Here is a 26,463-nt window from a genome sequence, read left to right as displayed (position 1 = left end):
ACTCGGCAACCGGTTTCTTGATCACACAGCGTTGATGACACAGCGTTGATCATTTAGCTCAAGTCCGCGGCGGTCCCGGTCAATTCCATGAGGTACGCGTTGAGCTGTGCCACCATTTCGCTACTCGTGAGGTGGCCGGCCAGGACATGCACGGTGAGCCCGTCGACGACCGCGTGCAGGCGGCGGGCCAGCGTCGGCAGGCTCTCCGATGTTTTTGCGAGCGCGCCCGCCGCGGCGAGCCCTTCGATCAGCTGTAGGCACAGCCCGTACATCGAGGTGAAATGCCGTCGCTGAACCCGGGCCAGCTCGGGGTCGCCGAGGCCGAGTGCCAGGAACGAGAAGGCGATCGAATCCTCCGTACGCCGCCGCTCGTCGACCGGCATCGTCTCCAGCAGGATCGCCCTGACCGCGCGTACGGGGTCGGCGGGAACCTGCAGTGCCTGGATGCGCTCGGTCACCTGGTCGATGACCTGCTCGCAGGCGAAGGCGAGCAACTCGCCACGGGTCGCGAAGTAATGCCGGAGCGCGCCGGTCGACCAGCCTGCGGCCGCGGCCACCATACGGATCGACACCTCAGCCACGCCGTGGTCGGCGATCACCTGCCAGACGGCGGCGGCCAGCTCGCGTCGGCGCTGTTCGTGGTCCACGATTTTGGGCACCGCGCTATTATGACACGAGCGTGTGAAAAACTGGGGGAGGTGGTGTCGTGATTCCGCTGATCATCGCGTGTGAGGTCGGCTTCTGGGTGCTGCTGCTGGCCGGGCTCGCCGCCCGCTATCTGCTCAAGGCGAAGACGCTCAGCACAGTGCTGCTGATCTGCGTACCGCTGGTGGACGTCGTGCTGCTGGCCGCGTCCGTCATCGACTTGCGCGGCGGGGGGACCGCGACGATCGCGCACGGTCTCGCAGCGATCTACATCGGAGTGTCGGTCGCCTTCGGCGGGCAGCTCGTCCGCTGGGCCGACCAGCGGTTCGCCCATCGTTTCGCGGGCGGGCCCGCTCCCGTACGCCCACCGAAGCACGGCCCGGAGCACGCCGCCTACGAACGTCGGCAGTGGCTACGCCACCTCCTGGCGTACGCCGTCGCGGCAGCGGTCATGGGACTGTTCACCCTGCTCGTCGGGGATTATGAGCGGGTGCTACCCATGTGGGGACCGATGGGTGGCTGGGGTGTCGTCGTGATCATCGACTTCTTCATCTCGTTCAGCTACACGCTCGCTCCACGCAGAGCGAAGCCGTGAGCCGCGATACGCTGCCTGGTGATGACTGCTGACCGGCCGATGCCCACCCAGGACCAGGTTTTCGCGTACTTCGACACATTGTCGAACTGGGGACGGTGGGGCGACGACGACGAGCTCGGCACGCTGAACCACATCACCGACGACGTCCGGCTGGCCGCAGCCCGGGCCGTACGCCACGGCCGCAGCTTGTCCTGCGCCTGGGAGATCGGCGTACCAGACGAGATGGAGCGGTCGACCAACACCTGCCCGTGCGCGGCCGACATGCCCGGCGCCGAGAACATCCCGGTGCCCGCCTTCCACAACGACCGGCGCTGGGGCTTCTCGAACGAGCAGCTCGGTCTCATGTTCCACGGCAACACCATCACCCACCTGGACTCGCCGTGCCATCTCTACTGGGACGGCAAGATGTACAACGGGCGGCCGCACTCGCTGGTCGACGCCGAGACCGGATCGGCCTGGGCCGCCGTCACCGCAGCTGCGAACGGGATCGTCACACGCGGTGTCCTGCTGGACATCGCAGCCGTACGCGATGTGCCGTGGCTCGACTCGGGTGAGCCGGTGTTCCCCGAAGACCTCGAGGAGGCGGAGCGTCGTCAAGGGGTGCGGGTGCGATCCGGCGACGCGGTCCTCCTGCGGACCGGCTACGGCCGCGTCCGGCACGAGTCCGGCGCGGCCTTCAGTTTCACCCAGGCGGGCTGGCACGCGTCCTGCCTGCCCTGGCTGCAGGAACGGCAGGTCGCGCTGATCGCCGCGGACACACCGCAAGACGTTCAGCCGTCGGGGTACGACGACATCCTGATGCCGGTGCACGCCGTGAGCCTGGTCGCGATGGGTCTCTGGCTGCTCGACAACTGTGACCTGGAGCTGTGTGCCGCAACCGCAGCCGAGCTGGGCCAATGGGACTTCCAGCTCGCCGTCGCGCCGGTACGCCTCGCGGGCACTTCCGGCAGCCCGGTCAACCCGATCGCCACGTTCTAAGTCCCAGCACAGCAAGCGACGGAGCCGATGAACGGGTCGACATCGTCGCTATTCGGGCAATAGGTCGGCCCGCTGATTGACAGCGCACGTCGTGGTCCTCACCCTGGGCGAACACTTCGGTTTTCCGTTTCGGGGGAGTCACTACGGAAATGCCCTACGCCCGTCGGTCGCGCGCCGTCCTCGCGCTGGCAACCATGGCCGTCGCCTTCGTCTGGGCGGCGCCGCGCGTCTCCGCGAGCGGCGACGATGAGGTCCGCGTCTTCAGCGGTGTTCAGCTTGTCAACGACGTGAGTCGCCGGCCGATTCTGGGCTTGAGCCCGGTGACCGACGGCACCGTGATCGACCTCGGCCGGCTGACCCACCACCGGCTCAGCCTGCAGGCCACGGTCGCTCCTGGAGCGCATCTCGCCGGCGTCGCCTTCACCCTGTCCGGCGCGTCGGGCAGCAGCCTTACGCGGACCGAGTCCCGAGCGCCGTACTTCCTCTGCGGTGACTACGTGGACTGCCCGTTGCTGGCGACACCGGACGACTACAGCCTCACGGCTCAGGCGCTCAGCGCCACCGGTACGCCAACCGGCAGGGCGCTGACTGTTCGGTTCACTGTCGCGTCGGCTTCGTCGGCGGCCACCGCTGCCCCACCCCTCGACGTGCTGTTCGTCGGCAACAGCCTGATCGGGACGACGACCGAAGCCACCGGCGAGGACACGCCCGACGTGCTGAGCCACCTCGCGGCGATCGAAGGCCGACCGGTGAACGTCACCAAGGTCATCCACTTCGGCTACACCCTTCGGCATACCTGGAGCGACGGACTTGCCGCGAGCGCGCTGGACGGCCGTAAGCAGTACGACTTCATCGTGCTGCAGGAATTGAGCATCCTCGTGGTCACCAACCTGCCTGCGGCGACGGACACCCTGCTCAACCTGTACGCCCCGACCTTTCGCCGCGCGTTGAAGCCGGGCGGACGGGTGGTCCTCTTCAAGAACTGGGTGTTGAAGAATCCATCCCCGTTCCGGTCCCGCGCAGCGGCGAAAACCGCGCTCGACGCGAACTACGCGGCCCTGTCCGCCGCGTTGGCCACCCCGAATCTCCTCGCTCCGATCGGCGACGAGTTCGAAACGGTCATCTCAGCGAAGGGTGCTTCCCACCTCATCGTGCCCGACGGCAAGCACCCCACCGAAGTCGCCGTGTACCTCGACGCGGTCACGCTGTTCGGGATCCTCTTCGCCGCGTCTCCACGCGACCTGCCCAGCCTGTACCTGCCCGCTGACACCGCGGCCTACCTCCGCTCCGTCGCCGCCACGGCGATCGGATACTGACTGTTCCGCGCGGAGTCCACCGCCAGCTGATACAAAGGTCTTCTGGCCGGTGAATCGGGAGCTGCAGTGGATCAAGAAGAGCGCATCGCGCTGTTCCTCGACTACGAGAACCTGGCGATCGGCGCTCGCGACCATCTGGGTGGCATGGCCTTCGACTTGAAACCGGTGGCCGACGCATTGGCCGAGCGCGGTCGTGTCGTCGTGCGCCGGGCGTACGCGGACTGGTCCTACTTCGACGAGGACCGGCGACGGCTGACCCGGCAGCACGTCGAGCTGATCGACATCCCGCAGCGGATGGGCGCCTCCCGGAAGAACTCGGCCGACATCAAGATGGCGGTCGACGCGATGGAACTCGCCTTCGAGCGGGACTACATCTCGACCTTCGTGTTCTGCACCGGCGACAGCGACTTCACGCCGCTGGTGCACAAACTCCGTGAGCTCAACAAGCGGGTGATCGGCGTCGGCGTCGAAAAGACCACCTCGGCGCTGCTGCCGCCGGCCTGCGACGAGTTCCTCTTCTACGACCGGCTCGAAGGCGTGGAGATCCCGACCCGACCCTCATCCGCGAAATCCGCCCAGCCGGCGAAACATCCCGAACCCGCAGAGGCCACGACACCGGTCTCACTGGTGCCGCCCATCGAGGCCGCCGAAGCGGAGCCTACGGAGACCGAACCCGCGACACGGGACATCGACTCCCTGTCGGTCCAGGTTGCCCAGACGGTCGCCGGCCTCCAACGGAGCAGCAGCGGTTCGGTCACCGCCTCCACGCTCAAGCGAACGCTGCTCCGAAAGGATCCGACCTTCAACGAAGCCGATTACGGTTTCCGCGCCTTCGGCGAACTGCTGCGTTTCCTGGCCCAGCACGAGATCGTCGAGTTGACCGACGGACCGGCCAAGGGCGATCCCGAGGTGTCGTTGCCGGAGCACGGCGACCGGGAAGAGGCGTTCGCGCTGCTCCGCACGGTCGTCAGCGACCTGTCCCGGGGCGGGTCCGCCGTCGCCCTGTCCGGTCTGAAGAACCAGCTGCGCCGCGTACGCCCAGACTTCAGCGAGAAGAAGCTCGGCTACCGGAGTTTTCTGCAGTTCTGCCAGGCGGCTGCGACCAGCGGCGTCATCGACTTGAGCTGGAACCCCGACGTCGGCGACTACCAGCTCAGCCCGCTATCCATCTGACCTCGTCGGTCAGCAGCGTCTGTGCAGGGTGTTCTGCACGGGTCTGCGTAGTGGGTCGATGAACGCTGGTGGGAGGAATTCGGGGAAGCCGTCGGTTCTGATGCGTACTTGCCAGTGTCCGTGGTGGATTTCGCGGTGGTGGAAGCCACAAAGCAGGACAGAGTTCGCTAAACAGGTGGTTCCGCCGTCTGCCCACGCGGTCACGTGGTGGCCGTCGCACCACTGGGGTGGGCGATCGCATCCGGGGAACGCGCATCCCCTGTCTCGCAACACAAGCGCGCGGCGTAGTGGGCCGTCGATGAGGCGGCGGGCGCGGCCGACGTCGAGGACCTGACCGTCGCCGCCCAAGACGGCGGGGATGATGATCGCGTCGCAGGCGAGGCGGCGGACGGTTTCCGGGGTGAGCAGGTCACCGGTGTCGAGCAGTCCGGCGCCGACTTTGGCTTTCAGCTGCTCCCAGGGCAGGGTGATCGTGAGGTGCGGTTTCTGGCCGCCGTTGTCGGGCAGTTCGCCGGTGTGCAGGATCCGTTCGCACAGCTCGATGAGCGCGTCGGCGCGGCGGGCACCAGCCGACCGCAGATCCGGATCACCCGGCAACACCCGCTTGGCTGCCCCGATCGCGTCACCGGATGCCGTGGCCGCACCGCCTGCCGGATCCGCCTCGGCCGCCGTCGCCACGCCGGGTACCGTGCCGCCACCTACCGAACGCGCGCCACCTGCCACGGTCGCGCCGCCAGCCACGCCTAAGCCGCCAGCCGCGATCGCGCCGCCCGTCGCGGTCGCCACGCCGCCGTCTGCCGGTGCCGAGTCGGGCCCGCCGAACGCTCCGCCGAGATTCTGACGGCTGCCGCTGAAGTCCGGCTGGCCGCTGCTATGGTCCGGGAGGTCTGGGTGGTCGCCGCTCAGCGTTTGGTCTGCCGCAGCGGTGGGTGCCGGACGGCGCGGTGCCGACAGCGGACCAACGCCGCGCGCAGGATGGCAGCCATCTCCGCGTCCAAGACTCCGCGGATGCGGTACTCGCCCTCACCGTTCGGGATCAGGGTGAAGTCACGCCGGTCGTGCGCCGACCGCTCGGCCCGTTCCAACTCCCGACGCAGGCGCTCCTCGGCGATCTCCGGAGCGACCAGCTCCAAGATCTGCCGCTTGTGCCGCTCCAGCACGTCGGGCCGTTCCCGCTGCTCGACGGCCAGCTTGGTCAGCACCTCGGCTGCTTTGGCCTTGCCCTGCTCACCGACCGCGTTCGGCAGCCCGTGCACCGTCGACGCGATCACCTGCGCCTGCTCGACGTTCACCCGCCCAGCGGCGAGAGCTTCCTCCAGCACCGGCACCGTCGGCAGCAACTTCGCCAGTTTGGCCATGTCCTTGGCGGTGGTGTGCTTGACCGCCAGCAGAAACGTCAACCAGTTCGCCGTCCCAGTGGCCCCAGCGTTGTACGGCACCTCCCGCCCCTCGGCCGTCCCCACCAACGCGAGCAGCCGGGCCGACAACCGCTGCACCAACGCAAACGTACGGCGCACCTCATCGGTGATCTCAGCGTCGGAAAACGTCCACAGGGGACCAGCAGCAAGCTCGGCGACATCCGCCTCCGCCTGTTCCAACACCCCCGTGTTCATGACCCAATTTTAGAACGCCTGTCGGACCACTAACCGGGGAAAACCCAACCGGCACACAAGATGCCGATAAACGATCAACCTCTTGACCCATCCACATCGGACAGTATGAAGAGCGAATCTGACCCATGCTCCTAGGACGATGTAGCGACCAAGCCGCCCATCACGCCGAAATCCCCGCGACCGCGACGACCTCAGGCTCTACCGTCTCGGGCGTGGACGAGACTCATCTATGGCAGGCGCAACCGCTGATCCTGGGCCTACGTGACGAAGGCACCCCAGGGTTCGGCGCCGACGAGCTGCTGCCTTGGTTAGCTGCGCATCCGGAAGTCATCGCCGAGCTCCAGGAGATCGGCCGGCCGGAGAGTCACCGCCGCGCTGTCGACGACGAAGTCTCGTTCGGGCTGTACGCCGTGTCGAGGTTGGTGGAGATTCTGATCTCGCCGTTTCAGCCCGTCGTGGACGATCCGGCGCTGCTCGCGTGGACGACCGGCAAGCCTTGGTGGAGTGGGCCGATCCCGTCGGCGACGGCCTGGGCGGAGTTCCGGCGGGCCGTCGGCGCGGTCGAGATCGCCGAGGACGCCTTCCATCCGTTCTTCCACGAGGTCGTACGCGTCGTGCCGGCCGATGATCCGGACGAGCCGGTGTCAATGGTTGAGCAAGTGTGGCCTGGTGCTCTCGTCGGCGGCATGGTGCTGGCTCGCTCCGGTGTCGTCGTACGCGCAGGCGCGAGCGCGCTGGACCCGACAGTCGCGGCCAAATCTTGCCTGTACTGGGCGTGGTGGCGGCGGAATCGGCTGGTCCGTGACAACTCGCATGGCTGGGGCGGCAGCTCTCAGTGGGGCACCGATTTCCGGCGCGACTACGTCGTCGGGGACGAGCTGCACTACAACGTGGGTGTCCGCCTCGATCCCCGATTGAGCAAGACCGCCGAGGCTAGTGAGCTGTCGGCGGACGATCGCCGTGAGCTGTTGCGCTGGCGGCATTCGCGAACGGTGGACGTCGGGACCGAAGAGTGGCCGTACTACGACTGGCTCGTCGAGCCGAGGGCCTGAGCGGATTAGGCGACGATACCTGTGCCACCCGTACGCGGATCGCGCGCGAACAGACCGTTCCACCAGCGCGTTCCGCCGTCGATGAATCTTGTAACGGTATTTCTACGCCGTTGAGGTCCGTCACGCGAAGCGTGTCGAACCAGATGCGTACGTCGAGATGGCGGGGGAACGGACCGGGTTCCTGGAACAGCTCGAGAACATGCCCGCCCGGCGACTCAGCCAAGCGCGCGTCGAGGCTGAGGCGGTGACGCCAGGGCAGCCAGCTGCTCTCGGGTGGGTCGATGAACTCGCAGCCGTAGATCAGGTGACCGCCGAGCCTGTCCACCGTCGCCGAGAGCTCTGCCAGCTCCAGCGATTCAACGGGCGCTGTGAGGTCGTTCCAGAGGCCGTTCCGAAGCGACGCGGCGATGCGGCTGACTCCATCGAGGACCAGCGCGGTGAGCGCAGATTCCGGTGCGGGGCCCTCCACCGGGAGCGTCAGCACGTCGAAGGTTACCGTCACGCGGCGTGCCGCCTCGTCTACCGCAAATCCGCTGAGGCGACCGACGGATCACGGATATGCAGGCTAAACCTGCCCCCGATGGCATGCATAACCGTGATCCGCAGGGAAAGCGCGCAGGGAACAAGCAGGAGGAGGGCTAGGCGGATTCGCGGACGATCAGCTCGGTGGGCAGAACGACGGACTCGACGGTCTCGGCTCCGTCGATCAGCTCGAGCAGGAGGCGTACGGTCTCCTCGGCGACCTGCTCCAGCGGCTGGCGCATGGTGGTCAGCAGCGGATGGGTCGACATGGCCACCGAGGAGTCGTCGAACCCGACCACCGCCACGTCTTCGGGCACCCGGCGACCGGCGGCCCGGAGCGCGGCGAGGGCGCCGGCCGCCATCAAATCGTTGCCGACGAAGACGGCGTCGAGGTCGGGCGACCGTTCGAGCAGTTCGGTCATGGCGACTTCGCCGCTGTGGCGGGTCCAGTCCCCGTACGCGATGAGCTTCTTGGTGGCCTTGCGCCCGAGGACGTCGCAGAACCCTTCGAGCCGTAGGAGTCCGCCGGGGGTGTCGAGTGGGCCGGTGATGGTGGCGATCCGGCGGCGGCCGGAGTCGGCGAGGTACTGGGTCACCCGTTGGGCGCCGCCGCGGTCGTCGGCTGCGGCGTACGGCACCTGATGCCGCCCGCCCGGGATCTCGCCGCAGGTCACGGCCGGGATGTGAGCGCGGCCCAGCTCGTCCAGCAGCGGGTCGCCGGAGTGCGTCGTGACGAGCAGTACGCCGTCGCAGTGCCCGCCGCGAACGTAGCGGATCACGCGGTCGCGGTCGCCGTCGTTGGCCGACAACATGATGACCAGTGAGATGTCGCGCTGGGCGAGGCGGCGCATCGCCACTCGCATGAGGGTGCTGTAGTTCGGGTCTTCGAACAGCTTCTCCTGCGGTTCCGAGAGCACCATCAGCACCGAGCCGGTCTGCCGGGTGACCAGGCTGCGGGCGGCTCGGTTCACGACGTAGCCGGTCTCGGCGACCGCTCGCTGGACGGCGGCCAGCGCGGCGGCGCTGACGTATGCGTCGCCGTTGAGCGCCCGGGACACGGTGCCGCGGGATACTCCGGCGACGCGGGCGACGTCGTGGATGGTGGGACGGGAGGCGCGTGGGCTCACGTGCATCAGCCTTTCACAGCTCCGCTCGTGAGGTCGGTACGCCAGTAGCGTTGCATGGTCAGGAAGAGTGCGATCAGGGGAATGATCGACAGGAGCGCGCCGGTGATGACGAGGGTGTACAGCGCGGGCTGGTTGGCGCCGGTCGCGAGCCAGGTGTAGAGGCCGACGGTGAGCGGGAACTTCGTGTCGTCGGCGAGCATGATGAACGGCAACAGGAAGTTGTTCCAGATCGCGACGAACTGGAAGAGGAAGATCGTCACCAGCCCGGGGACCATCATGGGCATCGCGATCCGGTTGAGCAGCCGAAACTCGCCGGCTCCGTCGATCCGGGCCGCTTCGAGCATCGAGTCCGGGATGGCTGCGCCGGCGTACACCCGGGCGAGGTAGATGCTGTAGGGGTGCAGGATGCCGGGTAACAGGACCGACCAGTAGGTGTTGGCCAGCCCGATCTTGGCGAGCAGCAGGTACTGCGGGATCGCCAGGACGACCGCGGGCACCAGGATGCCGCCGATGAGCAGGTTGAAGATGAGGTTCCGGCCGCGGAAGCTGAACTTGGCCAGCGTGTATCCCGACAGTGCGCTGACCATCGTGGAGAGCAGCGCGCCGACGCCGGCGTACAAGGCGGTGTTCAGGGTCCAGCGCCAGAAGATGCCGTCGCGGTGATTGCTGAGCTCGACGAGGTTGTCCCACAGGCCCGTGCCGGGCTGGAACGCGTTGCTGGAGAACAGCTCGGCGCGTGACTTGGTGGCGGCGACGAGCACCCAGGCCACCGGCAGCAGGCTGTAGACCGCGCCGAGCAGGAGCAGGACGGTGGGGGTGAGGCCGATCCGGCGGCGCATCAGGACTCCTCGCTGAAGGCTCGCTTGCGGACGACGCGCAGGAAGCCGAAGGACAACACCAGGGAGATCGCCGCGATCACGATCGAGGTCGCCGCGGCCGAGTACAGGTCGAGGTTCTTGAACGCCTGGGTGAAGACCGTCATCAGCGGGCTCCAGGTGGAGCTGATGGTGTTCGAGATGGGCCGCAGCGTCATGGGCTCGGTGAACACCTGCGAGGTGGCGATGATGGAGAACACCGTGGTCAGGATGAGGGACGGCACAAGCATCGGCAGTTTGATCCGGGTGGCGATCTGGAACTCGCTCGCGCCGTCGAGCCGGGCGGCCTCGTAGTACTCCGGCGAGATGGAGCGCAGGTGGGTGTAGAGGACGAGCATGTTGAACCCGGTGCCGCCCCAGACGGCGATGTTGGCCATCGAGAACATCACGACGTCGGGATCGAACAAGTCCGCCTGGATGCCGAACCAGTGCAGCACGGTGTGGATCGGGCTCAGGCTCGGCAGGTACAGGAAACCCCAGAGCAACGAGGCCACCACGCCTGGCACGGCGTACGGCAGGAAGATCGCGATGCGGGACAGGCGTTTGAGCCTGGCGTGCGCCGAGTCCAGCAGAAGGGCGAACAGGACTGCGAGCCCGAGCATCACGGTGAGGACGACCACCCCGTAGCCGAGGACCCGCAGCCAGCCCGCCCAGAATTCGTGGTCGGTCAGCGTGGCTTTGTAGTTGTCGAAGCCGACCGAGACCTCGCGGCGTGAGCCTTTGCCGAGACCGAGGCCGCTGATTTTGGTCCCCCGGGTGCCCAGGTAGAGCGTGTACCCGATGGGGACGGCGAAGAACGCGACGAACAGCGCCATCGCCGGGGTGAGGAAGACATAGGGGACGGCGCCCGCCCGAAAGCGGGCGCCGGTCCGTGGAGTGCGCGGCGACATGTCAGGAAGCGACCTTGAACCCGGCCTTGGTCATGTCGGCGATCGTCGCCTGCTGCACCGACGTGAGCGCGTCGGTGAACGACGACTTCGCCTGGATGGCCTTGCCGAAGGAGTCCTCGTACGCGGTATACGCGGCGTTGACGTCCGGGCCGAAGGTGAAGCCCCGGGCACCGGAGGAGATCGCGGCGGCGTCGGACCAGAAGCTCGCCTGGTTCGAGAAGTACTCCGGGGGAGTCGACAGCGACGACTGCCCGGCGGTGGCGGCCGGGTAGACCTGAGCCTGCTTGACGAGCAGGTCCACCGCTGCGGGGTCGGTGTTGAGCCAGGTCAGGAACTTGGCGGCGGCGCTCTTGTGCTTGGACGAGGCCGAGATCGACGCCGCCGAACCGCCCCAGAATCCGCTGAAGCTCTCGCCGGCGTTCCACTGCGGCAGCGGGGCCATCGCCCATTTGCCCTTGGTGCTGGGCACGTTGCTCGACAGGACACCCGGCGCCCAGACGGCCGAGCACCAGGTCAGCAGCTTGCCGTTGGTGAACGCGGCGTTCCACTCGTTGGACCACCAGGCCTGGGTGTCGACGACGCCGTCCTTGACGAGCCCGCCCCAGAAGTCGGCGACCTTCGTGGTGGCGGCGTCGTTGATGCCGACCTTCCAGGTGTCGCCCGCGATCGACCACCACTGGCCGCCGGCCTGCTGGGACAAGCCGGCGAACCAGCCGCCGTCCTTGTTGGAGAACCCGCCGAAGTAGACCGACTTGTCGGCCGCGTGCACCTTGCGGGCGGCGGCAGCGTACTCGTCCCAGGTCTTCGGGACGGCGACGCCGTACTTCTCCAGCAGGTCGACCCGGTAGAACAGACCCATGGGGCCGCTGTCTTGCGGAAGGCCGTAGACGGCGTCGGTGCCCAGCGTCACCAGCCCCCAGAGGCCGTCGCTGAAGGCCGGCTTCGCGCCGCTGACCAGCGACTTGATGTCCGCGACCGCCTCGGCGGCGACGAACGACGGCAGCATCTGGTACTCGGCCTGCATGATGTCGGGCGCGTTGCCGGCCTTCGCCGCGGTCAGGAACTTCGCCGCCGACTCGTTGCCGCCGCCCTGGTTGCTGATCGTGACCTTGATGTTGGGGTTCGCCTTGTTCCAGACCTCGACGATCTTGTCCATGTTCGGCGCCCAGGTCCAATAGGTGAGCTCGACCGGACCGGTCTCCTCGGGGGTGGTCGCAGACTTGTCGTCGTCGCTGGAACAGGCGGCGACGCCACCGAGAGCGACCGCGCCCGCGGCGCCGAGCAGCAGGCCCAGCGCAGAACGGCGGGGGAGTCCGTAGGGCATTGTTCCTCCGGCATGAGAGAGGGGGCTAGGGGAGATGCGAAGCCAGAATCTGCGTCTGTGAACGTTCACAGGTGCCGAACAGTGTGTGTCATCGCTTCGGCCGAGTCAAGCGGGCGTTGCGAAGCCGTTAAGTTCGCAGCTCAAGCACAATGTGAGCTGGGAGGCTCCGACCTGATCTACCGCCCGAGCGGCTCGTTCGCTACTGTGCACGTTCACAGAACAGAGCAGCGTTTCACCACGGCTGGATCAGAACGAGGAGGGTGCCGTGACGGCACGTTTTCCGGCACGCCCTGCGGGAATCGCCTACGGCGGCGATTACAACCCCGAGCAGTGGCCCCGAGAGGTGCAGCTGGAAGACGTCGAGCTCATGCGCGAGGCCGGGGTGACCATGGTCAGCCTCGCCATCTTCGCCTGGGCCCTGCTGGAGCCGGCCGAAGGCCGGTACGAGTTCGGCTGGCTCGACGAGATCGTGGATCGCTTGCACGCCAACGGGATCACCGTCGATCTCGCCACACCGACGGCGGCCACGCCCGCGTGGTTCGTCCAGGCGTACCCGGAAAGTCTGCCGGTCACGCGCGAAGGCGTACAAGTCGGATTCGGCGGGCGGGAACACTCGTGCCCGAGCTCGCCCGAGTACCGCGCGGCCACCGCGCGTCTCGCGACGGCCCTGGCCGAGCACTACCGCGACCATCCCGCGGTCGTCTTGTGGCACGTCCACAACGAGTACGGCGCGCCCCTCGGCGAGTGCTACTGCCCGACGAGTGTTCTCGCCTTCCGGGACTGGTTGCGTGCCCGGTACGGCGATCTCGAGGCGCTCAACGAGGCGTGGGGCACGATCTTCTGGAGCCAGCGCTACACCGACTGGGCGCAGATCGACGCTCCGCGGCACAACCACACGGCCGTCAATCCCGCACAGCGTCTGGACTTCGCCCGTTTCACCAGCGACGAGCACCTGGCCTGCTACACCCTGCAACGTGACATCTTGCGGCGGATCACTCCGGACATTCCGGTCACCACGAACTTCATGACGACCAACTGCAAGTCCATGGATCTCTGGAAGTGGGCCCGCGAGGTCGACGTGGTCTCCAACAACCACTATCTCAACGCCGAAGAGCCGGACAACCACATCATCTTGTCGATGTCCGCCGATCTCGCGCGGTCGCTGGGCGGCGGCCGGCCGTGGATCATCATGGAACACTCGACCAGCGCGGTGAACTGGCAGCCGCGCAACCTCGCGAAGGGCCCCGGCGAGCTGCGGCGCAACAGCCTCACGCATGTTGCGCGCGGCGCGGACGGCGTGCTGTTCTTCCAGTGGCGCGCCTCGCGCTTCGGTGCGGAGAAGTTCCACTCCGCGATGGTCCCGCAAGGTGGGACGGGCACGCAGGTGTGGCGGGACGTGGTCGCGCTGGGCGCGGAGCTTCCGGCCCTTTCACGGGTACGCGGAGAGCAGGTCCCGGCCGAGGTGGCCGTCGTCTGGGACTTCGAGTCCTATTGGGCGCTCGAACTCGACTGGCGGCCGTCGGTCGATCTCGCGTTCCGGGAGCGCGTCAACGCGTACTACGAGGCGCTGTGGCGGGAGCACGTCACCGTCGACTTCGTCCACCCCGAGTCGGACCTGACGGCGTACAAGGTCGTCGTGGCGCCCAGCCTGTATCTGCTGGGGGAGGCCGGGGCGAAGAACCTCCACGCGTACGTCCACAGTGGTGGGACGCTGGTCGTCTCGTACTTCTCGGGCATCGTCGACGAGCACGACACCGTGCCGGTCGGGCCCTACCCGGGGGCGCTCCGGGACACGCTCGGACTGTGGGTGGAGGAGTTCCATCCGCTGCGTACGGCGGAACAGGTGGCGTTGTCGGGCGGCGGCGTGGGACGGATCTGGTCCGAGCACGTCCATCTCACCGGTGCGTCGGAGATTCAGATGTTCGCGAGTGGACCCGACGCGGGCCGCCCGGCCGTCACCCGGCATGCGGTCGGCGACGGCCACGCCTGGTACGTCGCGACTGCTCCGTCGGACCTGCGCGACCTGCTCGGCTCCGTGCTGGACGAAGCCGGCGTGGACGTGCCGATCGGTCTGCCCGACACCCTCGAAGTGGTCGTACGCGGATCGCAGCGATTCCTGGTGAACCACGGATCGGACGGGGTCACCGCGTACGGGGTCACCGTGCCCGCCGGCGGAGTCGCCGTCGTCCCCGCCTGACCCTTTTTGCCGTTGATCATGAACCTATGGTCGTGATCGACCGGCGTGTCGTGTCCCTCGGACCCTGATCGACTCCGGGGGGACCTGATCGACTTCGCCATCGTCGGCGCGACGCTTCGCGTCTGCACATTTCTGTGAACGTGCACAGGCAGGCCGTTGGCATTAGTGCAGGTAAATCGGTATTGATTTCTTGGTGTCGGTCCACCACCCTGGTTCCTTGACTGTGAACGTTCACAGAAGCCTCTCGCCCGGGAGGCGTCTTCCGTCCCTGTCGAGGAGTTCCCCGTATGCTCCGACCCACTCTCGCTCGAGCGTTCTCCGCCGCCGCGGCAGCTGTCGCCGTCGCGGCGGGAGCACTCACCGCCCCGGCCCCTGCCGCGGCCGCCAACACCCTCACAATGCGCGGCGCGGACGTCTCGTCCGTGCAGCGCGCGATCGACCTCGGTGCGCCGTACTACGACGCATCCGGAGTCGCCCGTGATCCGCTCGACATCCTCAAGGCGCTCGGCGTGAACTACGTCCGGCTGCGCATCTGGAACAACCCGGCCAGCGGCTACAACAACAAGGCCAAGGTGCTGGCGTACGCGAAGACGGTGAAGGCCAAGGGATTGAGCCTGCTCGTCGACTTCCACTACTCCGACACCTGGGCCGACCCGGGCAAGCAGTACAAGCCGGCGGCCTGGGCCGGCCATGGCATTAGCACGCTGCAGACCGATGTGTACAACTACACCTACGACGTCTGCAACAGCCTCAAGGCGCAGGGCACGACGCCGGACAGCGTCCAGATCGGCAACGAGATCAACGTCGGCATGCTCTGGAACGACGGCAAGGTGGTCAACAACGACTTCACCAACCTGAGTCTGCTGCTGAAGGCCGGGTACAACGCGACCAAGGCGTGCAACAGCGGGACCAAGGTCATCATCCACACGGCCGACGCCGACAGCGACGCCAACATGCGCTGGTTCTACGACGGCATCACGGCCAAGGGTGTCGCCTGGGACATCACGGGCCTGTCGTACTACTGCTTCTGGCACGGCTCGCTGACCAATCTGTACAACGTCATCGTCGATGCGCGTACCCGGTATGGCAAGCCGGTCTCGATCATGGAGACGGCGTACCCGTTCACCTCCGCCAACGCCGACAGCCAGGCGAACGCGGTGTCCAGCTCCACGCCGTGCAGCGGATACTCGGCGACCTGGTCGGGGCAGGCCACCGAGTTCACGCACGTGCAGAACACCGCCCGCAACGCCGGGGCGATCGGGGTCTTCTACTGGGAGCCGACCTGGTACGCCGTCTCCGGCAACGGCTGGGACCCGGCGAACATCAACGGCACCGGCGACGAGTGGGACAACATGGCGATCTTCAACTGGACCGGCCACATCAACCCGAACGTCGTCTGGACCCCCTGACGTCTCCCGCGTTGATCATGAACCTAGGAGGTCCGGCGCGCCGTCGGCCGGAACCCTAGGTTCATGATCAACGGGGGACATGCCTTGACGGGCATATAACGTTGCGGGCATATTAGGTGGCGTGGCAGTTGACGCGTTCGCCGTTCTCGCCGAGCCGACCCGGCGCCGGATCCTCGACGAGTTGCGCCGGTCGCCCCGCACGGTGGGGGACCTGGTCGGTTCGCTGGCGATGAGCCAGCCTGCGGTGTCGAAGCATCTCAAGGTGCTGCGCGATGCCGGTTTCGTGACGAGCCGGATCGCGGCGCAGACCCGGGTGTACCGGATCGAACCGGCCCCGTTGCTGACCGTCGACGAGTGGCTCGCGCCCTATCGCGAGCTGTGGCCCCGGCATCTCGACGCGCTGGAGCGCCACCTCGATCGGAAAGCGATCGATGGGACGGCTCTTGATCCGAATGCACTGGAGGAGTGATGACCACTTTCGAACCCGGCCCGATGCGCGAGGCCACGGCCACGCGGGCCGACGACGGCCGGTGGACCCTGGAATTCGTCCGCGACTTGAATCATCCGCCGGAGCGGGTGTGGGCCGCTCTCACCGACCCGGCTCAACTGGCCGAGTGGGCGCCGTTCCGAGCCGAGCGGGATCTGGGTGAACTCGGTTCCACGACACTCGCGATGATCGACGGCGACCTTGCGGTCGACCTGCCTGCGACGGTCCTGCGCGCCGAACCGCCGACGTTGCTGGAGTACGCCTGGCATGACGACCTGCTGCGCTGGGAACTCACGGCGACTCCGTGGGGGACGCGGCTGACGCTGAAGCACACGGTCGTAGGATCGGAGGACCTCCCGCGCGCGGCGGCCGGCTGGCACCTCTGCCTCGACGTGTGCGAACGGCTGCTCGACGGCCGTCCCGTTCCGCCGATCCGGGGGCAGGCCGCCCTGGGACACGGTTGGCAGGACTTGCACGACGCGTACGCGAAGGAGCTTCGGGGTACGCTCGGCCCATGATCAAGATTCGTCCGGCCGTGCTGGCCGACGCTCCGGAGTTGCTCCGGGCCTACCGGGAGAACCGCGACTTCTTGCAGCCCTGGGAACCCGTACGCGACGACTCCTTCTTCACGCAGAAGGGCACGGAGCTGCGGCTGGCCGTCATGGAAGCCAATCGCGCGGCCGGAACCGAGAACCGCTGCGTCATCCTGGCCCCCGCCGGCGGCCTCGCCGAAAGTCGCTCCGCCGAACGCGGTGCCGCCGGAAGCGGTGCGGCCCGAAGCGGTGCGGCCGAGAGCGAGCCCGGGGAGGGTGCGGACGAGATCGTCGGCATGATCTCGCTGACGATGATCGAGCGTGGCCCGGTCGAGGCGGCGCACCTCGGCTATTGGGTGGCTCAGTCGGCCAACGGCCGCGGTGTGGCGACCGCGGCCGTCGCCGCGATGATCGACCTCGCGTTCGGCGAGATGGGCCTCCATCGGCTGGAGGCTTGCACGATGCTGCACAACGCGGGATCGCAGAAAGTGCTGGGGCGCAACGGATTCGAGCGGATCGGGCTGGCGCGGCGCTACCTGAAGATCGCCGGCCGGTGGCAGGACCACATCCTGTTCCAGCGGCTAGCCACCGAGGACGAATCCTGACCGGCCGCGCGTCGTAGCTGGACGTACGCTATGAGTAGCAAGTACCCCGGTTATCGCACGGGTGTTCTGTCGGACACCTGACAACGCGGTTCCGCTGGTCGGAGGACTCGGAAGGGTGGACATGTCGTCGGAGCGCCGGGAGGAGGAGCCCATGACCGCGGTGATGCCGGAGGTCGACCGTGTCGGCTACGAGATTCACGGCTGGGTGCCTGCCGGGTTCTTGACGGCTGACGACATCGACAGCATCGATCTCGATGTCCCCTTCGAAATCCAAGACGGTGACTTGCTGATCATGGCGCCCCCCAGCGCGTGGCACGACGCCACTTCCGACGATGTCCGGGGTTATCTGAAGCGGCGCCACGCCTGGGCGGCCGAGGACATGGTCGTCGTGGTCGGCGACAACATCTGGCGGCCCGACGTCGTCGCGGTCGCCGTCTCCCGTGAGGAGCTCCTTCGGTCGCGGGCGAGGAAGCTCTACCCGGCCGCCATCGAGGTCGCTGTGGAGATCATTTCGCACGACGGTGATCCGGCCAAGGACAAGTTGTCGGTGAACCGCGACCGAGAGCTCAAGTTCCGGGAGTACGCGTTGGCGGGCATCCCGGAGTACTGGATCATCGACGAGACGGCCGACGACCCGCTGGACGCGTCGGTGGAGATCTATCGGCTGCGCAGCGGCTCGTACGTCCCCGTCCGGGTCGTACGCCTCTCGCAGCTGCTGACCGAGAAGCCCTGATCTAGCGCGTACGCACTGGTCAGGGCATTATTCGTCCCGCGTATACACCGAGAGTATACGCGCAGTGTAGGGTGGCTCGCATGATCAAGCGAGCCGTGTACGCCGTCCTGGCGGTCGAGATAGCCGCCCTCGTGGTCTTCACCCTCGTCTGGGATTCGCTCGACTTCTCCGTCTACATGTGGGGTGGTCAGGCCATCGTGGACGATGCGCGCCTGTACACCGAGCAGGCGCTGGCGCATTGGTTCACATACTCGCCGTTCGCCGCGCTCGTGTTCGCGCCGTGGTCGGTGGTGCCGTTGACGCCGGCCCGGCTGCTCTGGCAGCTGCTCTCGGTGGCGGCGTTCGCCGGGGCGTGTGCCGTCGTGCTCCGGCTGGCGGGACGGCCGGTCACCCGGTTGTCACTGGCGAGTGCGGTTGCCGCCGGATTGCTGCTGGAGCCCGTGTATCACACGCTGTTTCAGGCGCAGATCAATCTGCTGCTGTTCGCGATGATCCTGCTCGACGTCTGGCTGGTGTCGCGTAGCCGGCCCGCGAGCCGGTTCGGCGGCGTATGGATCGGCGTCGCGGCTGCGATCAAGTTGACTCCGGCGATCTTCATCGTGTTCCTGCTCGTCGCCGGGCGTACGCGAGCCGCACTGACCGCCGCGGTGACGTTCGTGGGATGTGGACTGCTCGGGCTGCTCGTCGCGCCGGACGCCTCCCGGATGTACTGGCTGCACTTGTTCTACGACACGTCCCGCGTCGGCGCCCCCTACGTCAGTAACCAGTCCCCGTACGGGATGCTGCGCCGGCTGTTCACGAACGATCCCGCCATCGACTCCTGGTATCCGGTGATCCCACTGTTGATCGGGCTGGTCGGGCTCACGATCGCCGCAACGCTGGCTCGGCGGGGGGACTGGCTGGCCGCCGTCGCGACTACGGGGATGACGGGCCTGCTCGTGTCGCCGATTTCCTGGGCGCATCACTGGGTCTGGGTGGTGCCGGCCCTCGCCGTGCTGATCCGCGACGGCTGGCGACGGATTGCGGCGGGGGCGTACGCGATCTTCGTCCTCGCGCCGATGTGGTGGACTCCGCATTTCGGCGAACCCGGCGAATACGGTTGGCACGGCTGGGTCACCGCGGTGGCGAACTGCTTCCTGCTGAGCGGACTGGCGTTCCTGGCGTACGCGGGCCTGCTGGCGGCAAGGCCGGCGACGAAGAGGCCGATGGAAACGACGGTCGCGGCGACGCCCACCGAACGTGAGCGCGCAATTGCAATGTGAGATCCGTCTATGTATCCTTTATGGACGGATGTGGGCACCGGCGCGCCGCCGCCTTCGAGGCGGCCGCCGGTGTCGCCGTTTCCGCTTCGTCCGGCGTGACCGCGGGGAGGACGCATTAATACCATAAAAGCTGGTCTCGAGGTATGAATCCGGCATTGGGCGTGAACGCGGCGACCCCACCTGACATGGTTGAGTCATGGACCGCGGCGTCGGGCTGACCTTTGGGGTGGAAGAGGAGTTCCACCTGCTCAACCCGGCGACCGGACGCCTCGCGCCGGGCGCCCGGCAGCTGCTGGCGGCCTTCGGTGCGCACGATGTGTTCGGGCTGCCGAATCAGGAGTTCCAGCAGGCGATGGTGGAGACGGCGACGCCGGTCTGCCACGACCTGACCGAGCTGCGGCAGGCACTGGTGGCCACGCGTTCCACCCTCATCCGGGCCGGCGACCAGGTCGGGCTGTGGATCGCCGCCGCCGGAACGGTGCCCGACTGCGGGATCGTCACCGCGCCGGTCTACCCCGACGAGCGCTACCGCCGCATCTCCGACGAGTACCGGCGGCTCGCCGTCGAGCAGCAGGTCTGCGCCTGTCAGGTGCAGGTGGGCGTACCGGACGAGGAGCTCGCCTTCCACCTGATCCGGCGCATCCGCGGCTGGTTGCCGGTGTTGCTCGCGCTCTCGGCCGGCTCGCCCTACTTCCAGAACCAGGACACGGGCTACGCCTCCTACCGGGCGATCGTCTTGTCCCGGTGGCCGACCTCGGGCCCGATGCCGCTGTTCGCCGACCGCGGCGAGTACCACCGCCGCGTGGACAAGCTCATCGAGGCCGGGGTGATCGGCGACTACGGCATGATCTACTACGACGTCCGGCCGTCCCAGCGCTATCCCACGCTCGAGATCCGGATCGCCGACGCCTGCCCCATGCTCGACGACGTGCTGCTCATCGCCGCGCTTGCGCGGGCGCTCGTCGTCACCGCGGCCGAGGAGGAGCAGCGCGGCGACCCGATCCCCGACGTCGCCGACGAGCTGCTCCGCGGCGCGACCTGGCGGGCGGCGCGATCAGGGCTGCGGGGCAAGCTGGTCGACGCGGTCGCGGGTGACGCGGTGGCGTCCAATGATCTGGTACGCCGTTTCCTGCGTCACGTGCGCCCGGCGTTGGAAGCCACCGGGGACGACGCGTACGTCGACGAGGCGTTGCAGCAGCTCGCCAAGCGCGGGACTTCGGCCGAACGGCAGCGACGGGCGCTGAGCTCCGGCAAGGGGCTGCACAAGGTGACGGCGTCGATCGTGGCCGAGACGCGTACGTTCAGCGAGAAATGAGCGTCCGGGGCGCGGGCACGATGGTCGCGGCGGTGAGGATGCCGAGGGCGATCGCGGCGAGCAGTCCGAGCATGTCGGTCAGGCTCTGCACGGCCTGGATGGGGTGCCCGCCGATCCAGGAGTCCAGACCCCGCAGTCCGTGGGAGCCCGGGGTCAGCACGAAGAAGGCGCCCAGGAACATCACGTAGGGCGGCGGACTGCCCGGCCACCGGTCCAGCAGCCAGCAGAGGACCGTCATCGCAGCGGCCGCGAACCACGTGCCAGCCACGTCACCCACCGCCCGGACGGCGAGCAGCTGCACGGCGTACGTGCTGAGGACGACAGCGAGCGCCCACGGCAGATCGCGTGCCCGCATGCCGAAGACCAGCAGCACGCCCACCGTGAAGACGATCCAGCCGAGCCACCCCGCGACCCGGCCGAGCGTCGCGGCGGGCGAGACGTCGGTGAGGGAGCTCGACGGCAGGTCGAGCAGCACGAGAGCCGCAACCGGACCGAACGCGAGGACCGCGAGCGCGGCCAGGCTTTGCGCGAAGCGTGCCGCGCCCGCGGTCGCGCGCCCCGAGGAGAGTTCGAGCATGGCCATGGTGATCGAGTCGCCCGGAATGTAGACGAACAGCGCTGGGAGCAGCAACGGTATCGGGCCGCCGCTGATCCAGCCGTGCTGCGTGGCGGCGAGCGCGGCGATCGCCACGACGGTCGAGGCGATCAGCGGTGCGATCCACCGGAGCCGCGGCCAGGCGTCGGTGGCGACCACCAGCAGCCCGATCAGCGTGCCGGCGACGGCGGTGAAGACGACTTGCTGCCAGGTGGCCTGGATGGACACCCCGAACCCGACGCTGAACAACACGACTCCGAGCACTTTGAGCATTCGGCCGTACGGCGGCGGCAGTTGCTGGATCGCCGCGAGCTGCCGGTCGGCCTGGTCGATCGTGGACCGTCCGGAAGTGACGTCGGCGAACCACTGCTTGACCGCGGACGCCCGATTCAGGAGGGGAATTGCGGGGATCGCAGTCACCACATGAGTCCGCCCGTCCAGCGCCACGGTCGCCGACTCGGGCAGCACCGCCACCTCGGCCTGCTGCCCGTACGCGGCGGCGACCGCCCGGAGCCGGCGCTCGGCCAGCAGCGTTCCCTCGAAACTCCCCGCGACGAGCGCGCGGGCGAGCCGGGTGGTGAGGGCGAGGACGGCGTCAGCGTCGGCGGTCATTCGTCCATTGTGCGGGGTTATAACAGGAGATCTCCGTATTGGTGGCCAACGGTGGCCTGCGGTGGCAGGGCGGCGGGCGGCGTACCGCAGAAGTTGTAGCGAATGATCCAACATCGGCGGGATTCCCCGGCCGCCGGGAATCTCTAACTTCGGGCCTATGGACATCGACGAGACCGACCGACCGATGCTCCGCAGCCTTCGCGACCCCGCGATGGAGCGGATGATGCGCGAGACGCTGCGGGAGATGGCCGGGGACACTGCCGATCCGCTGGCCCGCGACCTCGCCCGCGATCTGCTGTCGGGCTCGGTGACCCTGCGTGAGGCGCTCGGGTCGAGGGCGTACGGCGAGGTGTTCGCCCAGGGCCTGGCGGAGATCGAACGGGCCGGCGTGATTCCGTGGGAGGACCGTACGCCGGAGGAGCGCGATCAGCTGCGAAAGCGTGCCGCCGAGTTCGAGGAATCGCAGCGGGCGGAGCCCGGCCGATGACGACGGTGCAGGTCAAGACCGCCGATCTGCGCGGATTCGCCGGCCAGCTCAAGGCGAACGCCGGATACGTCGACAACGTGCTGAAACACGTGCAGGACTTCGCCGGCGACGCGTTGAGCGGGGCGACCGACGCCGGGCTCTTCGGCAAGGCGCTGGGCTTCCACGGTAAGGCGGTCAGCTCGGTGACGGAGATGCTCACGCATCTCAGCAAGGTGATGCGGGGATCGGCGACCGAGCTGGAGGCGGCGGCCAAGTTCTACGACCACGCCGACGAAGCCGCCCGCGAACGCATTGAGGAGGCGTCCTACTCGTTCCTCGCGCGTACCTCGCCGGACCACAGCTCGTACGGCTACAAGGACGTGCACGACCTGAGCGGCGGGCTGCCGACCCCGTACGCCGAGGAGTACGGCGACCCGTACCACATCCAGGCGTTCCTCGACAGCGTCGGCGACATGGCGAGCATCTCCGGACTGATCTTCCGGCTGATCGAGCTGCTCACGGGCAAGAAGCCGCTGGAAGACGTCGCCAACACGTTCGCCGGGGACTGGGAGGCGTGGGGCGCCTGCTCGATCGGCTGGCGGCAGGTCGGCGATTATCTGGCGCAGATCGCCGAGAACATCAACCGCGGCGCGATCACCATGAGCCACGCCTGGGAGGGGATCGCCGGTGGCGAGGCCTTCCACTACTTCGATCAGATGCAGTCCACGCTCGCCAGTCTCAAGAAGAACTTCGGCGACTTGGCCGACGCGTACAAGGCGTACGCGAAGTTCGTCTTCACGGTCGCCAGTGTGGTCTCCGACGTGCTGAAGATGCTCATCGACATCGGCGCGCAGGCGCTGCTGAAGACCAAGAAGGGCGGCTTGTTCGCCGACGTCGGTCTCGCCATCCTCGAACTCAAGATCATCAAGAACGTGGCCAAACTAGGCTGGATCCTGTTGTCGGCCCGGGGAACGGTGTCCATTCTCAACTTGATCCCGACCGTTTCGAACAGCATCGGCTGGCAGGTTCGCGAGCAGCTTCCGGAGAAGAACTATGACCTTCAAGGCGTCTAAGGACGGCGTACTTCGATTCGGCACTGAACGCTTCGGGACCGAACCGGACGAGGACCCGCTGGCGAGCGTCTGCTACCTGCTCGACGACTTCTACGACGCCGACGACCTCGACGACCCGGTGGCGGGGATCGCGACGGCCGGGCGCCTGCTGGAGGAACTGACCCAGCGCGCACTGCGCAAGGAAGGCCTGCTGGACCCGGCCGAGATCGACCAGCTCACGATCACGGCCTAGGCCGGGTACGCGCGAGTCTCGGTCGCCTTCAGCGCGGCCCACACCGGCTGGCCCGGTGACAGCTGGAGACGGATGGCGGCGGCCGGCGTGATGTCGGCCGCCGCCTCGATCGGCCCGGACAGCTGAACCCGCAGATAGTCGCCATGCTGCTGAACGCCGGTGATGGTGGCGGGCCAGGTGTTGCTCGGGCTCCCGTCGGGCCGATTCGGGTAGAGGGCGAGCGCACTGGGCGGGAACGCGACGAACGCGTCTCCGCGTACGGTGTCGGCGGCGGTCAAGGTGAACCCGCCCGGCACGGTGATCACATGGCCGTCGGCCTGCCCGCGATAGAGGTTCAGCCCGACGAGCTGGGCGACGTAATCGGTCCGGGGCTGGGCGGTGATCGTCGCGGCGTCACCCTCCTGCACGACGACGCCGTCCTCCACGATGATCAGCCGGTCGGCGAGCACCAAAGCGTCGAGCGGGTCGTGCGTGACGAGCAGCGTCGCTCCGGGATGCTCGCCGAGATGGCGATGCAGCTGCGCCCGGGTGTCCAGCCGCGTACGCGCGTCGAGGGCGGACAGCGGCTCGTCGAGCAGCAGCAACGCCGGTTCGACGGCGAGCGCCCGGGCCAGGGCGACGCGCTGCGCCTGCCCACCGGAGAGCCGGCGCGGCTTGCTGCGGGCGTACGCCGCCAAGCCCACCCGATCCAGCCAGCCTGCCGCGATCGACCGGGCGTCGGCGGTGCCCCGGCCGTGGTGACGCGGGCCGAAGGCGACGTTGTCCAATGCGGTCAGATGCGGGAAGAGCAGGTAATCCTGGAAGACCACGCCGACCGGTCGCCGATCCGGGGGCACGAGCACGCGATCCGCCGGCCGGTCGAGCACCCGTCCGTCGAGGATGACGTGCCCGTCACTGAGCGGCAGCAGTCCCGCCAGCGCCCGGAGGGCGGTCGACTTGCCCGCGCCGTTGGGGCCGAGCAGGGCCACGACTTCGCCGGGCGCGACGGTCAGGCGTACGTCGAGCCGGAAGCCGCCGGCCCGCCGCACGATCAGCTGCGCGTCCAATCCCTTCACGGGCTCGTGATCCATTTGTCGCGCAGGGCCGCCAGGATGCCGACCGAGACGGTGAGCAGCATCAGGCTGAGTACGAGAGCGGCGTCCAGATCGGTCTCCAAGGCGAGATACACGGCGAGCGGCATGGTCTGCGTACGCCCCGGGAAGTTGCCCGCGAACGTGATGGTCGCACCGAACTCGCCGAGAGCGCGGGCCCAGCACAACACGGCTCCGGCGGCCACGCCCGGCGCGACCAGCGGCAGCGTGACGCGGCGGAACACCGCGAAGCGGCCGGCCCCGAGGGTCGCCGCCGCCTCCTCGTAACGGGTGTCGGAACCCCGGAGGGCTCCTTCGACCGCGATGACGAGGAACGGCATCGCGACGAACGCCTCGGCCACCACCACGCCTGCCGTGGTGAACGGAAGCGTGATCCCGAAGGCGCTGTCGAGCCACTGACCGATCAGCCCTCGCCGCCCGAACACGAGCAGCAGGGCGACGCCGCCGACCACCGGTGGCAGCACCAACGGCACGGTGACCAGCGCCCGGACCAGCCGCCGTCCGGGGAACTCCGTCCGCGCGAGCAACCACGCCAGCGGTACGCCGAGCAGGACGCACACGATGGTGGCGAGCGTCGCGGTGAACAGTGAGAGCCGCAAAGCCGCGAGTACGCCGGGCGCGGCGAGCCGCTCGGGCAGGCTGCGCCAGGGTGTCCGGATGAGCAGCCCGGCCAGTGGCAGTACGAGGAACGCCAATCCGGCTGCGGCCGGGATCAGCAAAGCCACCGGCGCGCGGGAGCCTCTCCGTCTTCTGGGCGCTGAAGCAGCGTCGCTCACCCGATCAGCATGCCCGATCACGGAGTCTGGAAACCGGCCTGGGTGAGAACGGCCATGCCCTTGTCCGACCGGATCCAGGCCAGCAGCTTCTGCGCGGCGGCCTTGTGGGGAGCGTCCTTCAGCACGGCGATCGGGTAGTCGTTGACGGCCTTCGCCGACTCGGGGAACTCCACTGCGGCGACGTCGGCGGCGGCCGCCTGCGCGTCGGTGCGGTAGACGAGAGCGGCGTCGACCTCGCCCAGCTTGACCTTCTGCAGCGCCGCCTTCACATCCTGCTCCAACGTCACGGGCGTGACCTTGACCGACGCCGCGTCCAACGCCTTCTTCGCGGCGGCCCCGCACGGGACCTGCTCGGCGCAGAGGGCCACCTTCAAACCCGGCTGAGTAAGCCCGGCCAGCCCGGTGATGCCCTTCGGATTGCCCTTCGCGACCACGATGACGAGCTCGTTGCGGACGAGGGTGACCGCCTCGCCGTCGGTGAGACCGGCGTCGGTGACGGTCTTCACGGTGGCCGGGCTCGCCGCCGCGAACAGGTCCGCCGGTGCGCCCTGGGTGATTTGCGCGGCCAGCGCCGAGCTCCCGCCGAAGTTGAAGGTCACCTTCGTCCCCGGGTACGCCGCCTCGAAGTCCCGGCCGATCCGGGTGAACGACTCGGTCAGCGAGGCCGCCGCGAAGACGGTGACCTCGCCGGTGACGCCGGAACGTCCCGACGACGCGGACGTCCCGGCGTCACCGCTCCCCCCGGAGCAGGCCGTCAGGGCCAGGGCGGCGGTCAGCAGCGCGGCGAGCGCGCGGAGTCTCATGACGGACACCCTACGACTCGCAGATGCGAGCTGTACAGGTCGCCCTACCTTGCATCTGCGCTGCTGGATCGGATGGCGGACTGGCCATGATCATGGGCGGCCATGATCAGCGGAAGATTCGCGGTGCCATAACCCCACATTTTCTCCGTTGATCTCCGCCAAGA

Annotated in this window: 27 protein-coding genes; 16 read left to right on the top strand and 11 right to left on the bottom strand. The window is 67.9% G+C overall.

What is annotated here, in order from left to right; translation table 11 throughout:
* Positions 1-53: 53 nt before the first annotated feature.
* On the bottom strand, positions 54-659 hold the full coding sequence (locus HOV77_RS02820; RefSeq protein WP_290857107.1) for a TetR/AcrR family transcriptional regulator: 606 nt from the start codon (positions 657-659) through the stop codon (positions 54-56).
* A 47-nt stretch (positions 660-706) separates the two neighbouring features.
* Here HOV77_RS02820 and HOV77_RS02815 point away from each other — a divergent pair, with 47 nt between their 5' ends.
* The 4 genes from HOV77_RS02815 to HOV77_RS02800 all read left to right on the top strand — a co-directional run bounded on the left by HOV77_RS02815 (position 707) and on the right by HOV77_RS02800 (position 4,707).
* On the top strand, positions 707-1,240 hold the full coding sequence (locus HOV77_RS02815) for a hypothetical protein (RefSeq protein ID WP_290857105.1): 534 nt from the start codon (positions 707-709) through the stop codon (positions 1,238-1,240).
* Positions 1,241-1,261: 21 nt separating this feature from the next.
* Positions 1,262-2,218 carry a cyclase family protein gene (locus tag HOV77_RS02810; RefSeq protein WP_290857102.1) on the top strand — a complete coding sequence of 319 codons (957 nt, stop codon included), beginning with the start codon at positions 1,262-1,264 and terminating at the stop codon, positions 2,216-2,218.
* 149 nt (positions 2,219-2,367) lie between these two features.
* The gene (locus HOV77_RS02805; protein ID WP_290857101.1) at positions 2,368-3,534 is read left to right on the top strand and encodes a hypothetical protein; all 1,167 of its coding nucleotides are present in this window, start codon (positions 2,368-2,370) and stop codon (positions 3,532-3,534) included.
* Positions 3,535-3,600: 66 nt separating this feature from the next.
* Positions 3,601-4,707, top strand: coding sequence for an NYN domain-containing protein (locus tag HOV77_RS02800; protein WP_290857099.1), 1,107 nt, complete (start codon positions 3,601-3,603; stop codon positions 4,705-4,707).
* Between the two features lie 9 nt (positions 4,708-4,716).
* Here the strand turns inward: HOV77_RS02800 and HOV77_RS02795 are convergent, their stop codons facing one another.
* The gene (locus HOV77_RS02795) at positions 4,717-5,385 is read right to left on the bottom strand and encodes an HNH endonuclease signature motif containing protein (RefSeq protein WP_290857096.1); all 669 of its coding nucleotides are present in this window, start codon (positions 5,383-5,385) and stop codon (positions 4,717-4,719) included.
* Between the two features lie 224 nt (positions 5,386-5,609).
* Complete coding sequence (locus HOV77_RS02790) at positions 5,610-6,320, bottom strand: DUF222 domain-containing protein (protein WP_290857095.1); 711 nt, start codon at positions 6,318-6,320, stop codon at positions 5,610-5,612.
* A gap of 212 nt (positions 6,321-6,532) precedes the next feature.
* Between HOV77_RS02790 and HOV77_RS02785 the strand changes: the two genes are divergently transcribed.
* The gene (locus tag HOV77_RS02785) at positions 6,533-7,372 is read left to right on the top strand and encodes a hypothetical protein (protein WP_290857094.1); all 840 of its coding nucleotides are present in this window, start codon (positions 6,533-6,535) and stop codon (positions 7,370-7,372) included.
* A 638-nt stretch (positions 7,373-8,010) separates the two neighbouring features.
* Here HOV77_RS02785 and HOV77_RS02780 read toward each other — a convergent pair.
* From HOV77_RS02780 to HOV77_RS02765, 4 genes are read right to left on the bottom strand one after another with little or no spacing between them, the layout of a single operon-like run.
* Positions 8,011-9,027, bottom strand: a complete 1,017-nt coding sequence (locus HOV77_RS02780) for a LacI family DNA-binding transcriptional regulator (protein WP_290857093.1) — start codon at positions 9,025-9,027, stop codon at positions 8,011-8,013.
* Positions 9,027-9,860 (bottom strand): carbohydrate ABC transporter permease, encoded by an 834-nt coding sequence (locus tag HOV77_RS02775; protein WP_290857092.1) that lies wholly within the window; start codon positions 9,858-9,860, stop codon positions 9,027-9,029. Before HOV77_RS02775 ends, HOV77_RS02780 begins: the two co-directional genes overlap by 1 nt.
* Positions 9,860-10,786, bottom strand: coding sequence for a sugar ABC transporter permease (locus tag HOV77_RS02770; protein WP_290857091.1), 927 nt, complete (start codon positions 10,784-10,786; stop codon positions 9,860-9,862). Before HOV77_RS02770 ends, HOV77_RS02775 begins: the two co-directional genes overlap by 1 nt.
* 1 nt (position 10,787) lies before the next feature.
* Complete coding sequence (locus tag HOV77_RS02765; RefSeq protein ID WP_290857090.1) at positions 10,788-12,110, bottom strand: extracellular solute-binding protein; 1,323 nt, start codon at positions 12,108-12,110, stop codon at positions 10,788-10,790.
* Between the two features lie 265 nt (positions 12,111-12,375).
* Here HOV77_RS02765 and HOV77_RS02760 point away from each other — a divergent pair, with 265 nt between their 5' ends.
* The 8 genes from HOV77_RS02760 to HOV77_RS02725 all read left to right on the top strand — a co-directional run bounded on the left by HOV77_RS02760 (position 12,376) and on the right by HOV77_RS02725 (position 20,651).
* A complete protein-coding gene (locus tag HOV77_RS02760; RefSeq protein ID WP_290857089.1) occupies positions 12,376-14,307 on the top strand; it encodes a beta-galactosidase in 1,932 nt (643 codons plus the stop codon).
* 287 nt (positions 14,308-14,594) lie between these two features.
* Positions 14,595-15,716, top strand: a complete 1,122-nt coding sequence (locus tag HOV77_RS02755; RefSeq protein WP_290857088.1) for a glycosyl hydrolase 53 family protein — start codon at positions 14,595-14,597, stop codon at positions 15,714-15,716.
* A 121-nt stretch (positions 15,717-15,837) separates the two neighbouring features.
* Entirely contained in the window at positions 15,838-16,185 is a 348-nt protein-coding gene (locus HOV77_RS02750; RefSeq protein WP_290857087.1) for a metalloregulator ArsR/SmtB family transcription factor, read from the top strand.
* Complete coding sequence (locus HOV77_RS02745; protein ID WP_290857079.1) at positions 16,185-16,721, top strand: SRPBCC family protein; 537 nt, start codon at positions 16,185-16,187, stop codon at positions 16,719-16,721. The genes HOV77_RS02750 and HOV77_RS02745 overlap by 1 nt, the downstream gene beginning before the upstream one ends.
* Positions 16,718-17,341 (top strand): GNAT family N-acetyltransferase, encoded by a 624-nt coding sequence (locus HOV77_RS02740; RefSeq protein WP_290857077.1) that lies wholly within the window; start codon positions 16,718-16,720, stop codon positions 17,339-17,341. Before HOV77_RS02745 ends, HOV77_RS02740 begins: the two co-directional genes overlap by 4 nt.
* 151 nt (positions 17,342-17,492) lie before the next feature.
* Positions 17,493-18,074: a Uma2 family endonuclease gene (locus tag HOV77_RS02735; protein WP_290857074.1), complete on the top strand. Its 582-nt coding sequence runs from the start codon at positions 17,493-17,495 to the stop codon at positions 18,072-18,074.
* A gap of 80 nt (positions 18,075-18,154) precedes the next feature.
* Entirely contained in the window at positions 18,155-19,336 is a 1,182-nt protein-coding gene (locus HOV77_RS02730) for a glycosyltransferase 87 family protein (RefSeq protein WP_290857071.1), read from the top strand.
* Between the two features lie 196 nt (positions 19,337-19,532).
* Positions 19,533-20,651 (top strand): glutamate--cysteine ligase, encoded by a 1,119-nt coding sequence (locus HOV77_RS02725; protein WP_290857069.1) that lies wholly within the window; start codon positions 19,533-19,535, stop codon positions 20,649-20,651.
* Here the strand turns inward: HOV77_RS02725 and HOV77_RS02720 are convergent.
* Positions 20,638-21,858, bottom strand: a complete 1,221-nt coding sequence (locus tag HOV77_RS02720; protein WP_290857067.1) for a threonine/serine exporter family protein — start codon at positions 21,856-21,858, stop codon at positions 20,638-20,640. The genes HOV77_RS02725 and HOV77_RS02720 overlap by 14 nt on opposite strands.
* A 157-nt stretch (positions 21,859-22,015) precedes the next feature.
* Between HOV77_RS02720 and HOV77_RS02715 the strand changes: the two genes are divergently transcribed.
* The 3 genes from HOV77_RS02715 to HOV77_RS02705 are packed head-to-tail and all read left to right on the top strand — an operon-like array spanning position 22,016 to position 23,629.
* Positions 22,016-22,345 carry a hypothetical protein gene (locus tag HOV77_RS02715; RefSeq protein WP_290857065.1) on the top strand — a complete coding sequence of 110 codons (330 nt, stop codon included), beginning with the start codon at positions 22,016-22,018 and terminating at the stop codon, positions 22,343-22,345.
* Positions 22,342-23,397 (top strand): hypothetical protein, encoded by a 1,056-nt coding sequence (locus tag HOV77_RS02710; RefSeq protein WP_290857060.1) that lies wholly within the window; start codon positions 22,342-22,344, stop codon positions 23,395-23,397. The genes HOV77_RS02715 and HOV77_RS02710 overlap by 4 nt, the downstream gene beginning before the upstream one ends.
* Positions 23,378-23,629: a hypothetical protein gene (locus HOV77_RS02705; protein WP_290857053.1), complete on the top strand. Its 252-nt coding sequence runs from the start codon at positions 23,378-23,380 to the stop codon at positions 23,627-23,629. The genes HOV77_RS02710 and HOV77_RS02705 overlap by 20 nt, the downstream gene beginning before the upstream one ends.
* On the opposite strand, the gene HOV77_RS02700 is transcribed toward HOV77_RS02705, so the two are convergent.
* From HOV77_RS02700 to modA, 3 genes are read right to left on the bottom strand one after another with little or no spacing between them, the layout of a single operon-like run.
* Positions 23,626-24,699, bottom strand: coding sequence for an ABC transporter ATP-binding protein (locus tag HOV77_RS02700; protein WP_290857051.1), 1,074 nt, complete (start codon positions 24,697-24,699; stop codon positions 23,626-23,628). The genes HOV77_RS02705 and HOV77_RS02700 overlap by 4 nt on opposite strands.
* Positions 24,681-25,496 carry an ABC transporter permease gene (locus HOV77_RS02695; RefSeq protein WP_290857048.1) on the bottom strand — a complete coding sequence of 272 codons (816 nt, stop codon included), beginning with the start codon at positions 25,494-25,496 and terminating at the stop codon, positions 24,681-24,683. Before HOV77_RS02695 ends, HOV77_RS02700 begins: the two co-directional genes overlap by 19 nt.
* A 17-nt stretch (positions 25,497-25,513) precedes the next feature.
* The gene (modA, locus tag HOV77_RS02690) at positions 25,514-26,308 is read right to left on the bottom strand and encodes a molybdate ABC transporter substrate-binding protein (RefSeq protein WP_290857045.1); all 795 of its coding nucleotides are present in this window, start codon (positions 26,306-26,308) and stop codon (positions 25,514-25,516) included.
* Positions 26,309-26,463: the final 155 nt, after the last annotated feature.

The sequence above is a fragment of the Hamadaea sp. genome (assembly GCF_013362815.1).
GTDB lineage: Bacteria > Actinomycetota > Actinomycetes > Mycobacteriales > Micromonosporaceae > Hamadaea.
This window is presented reverse-complemented; position numbering and strand designations above follow the sequence as displayed.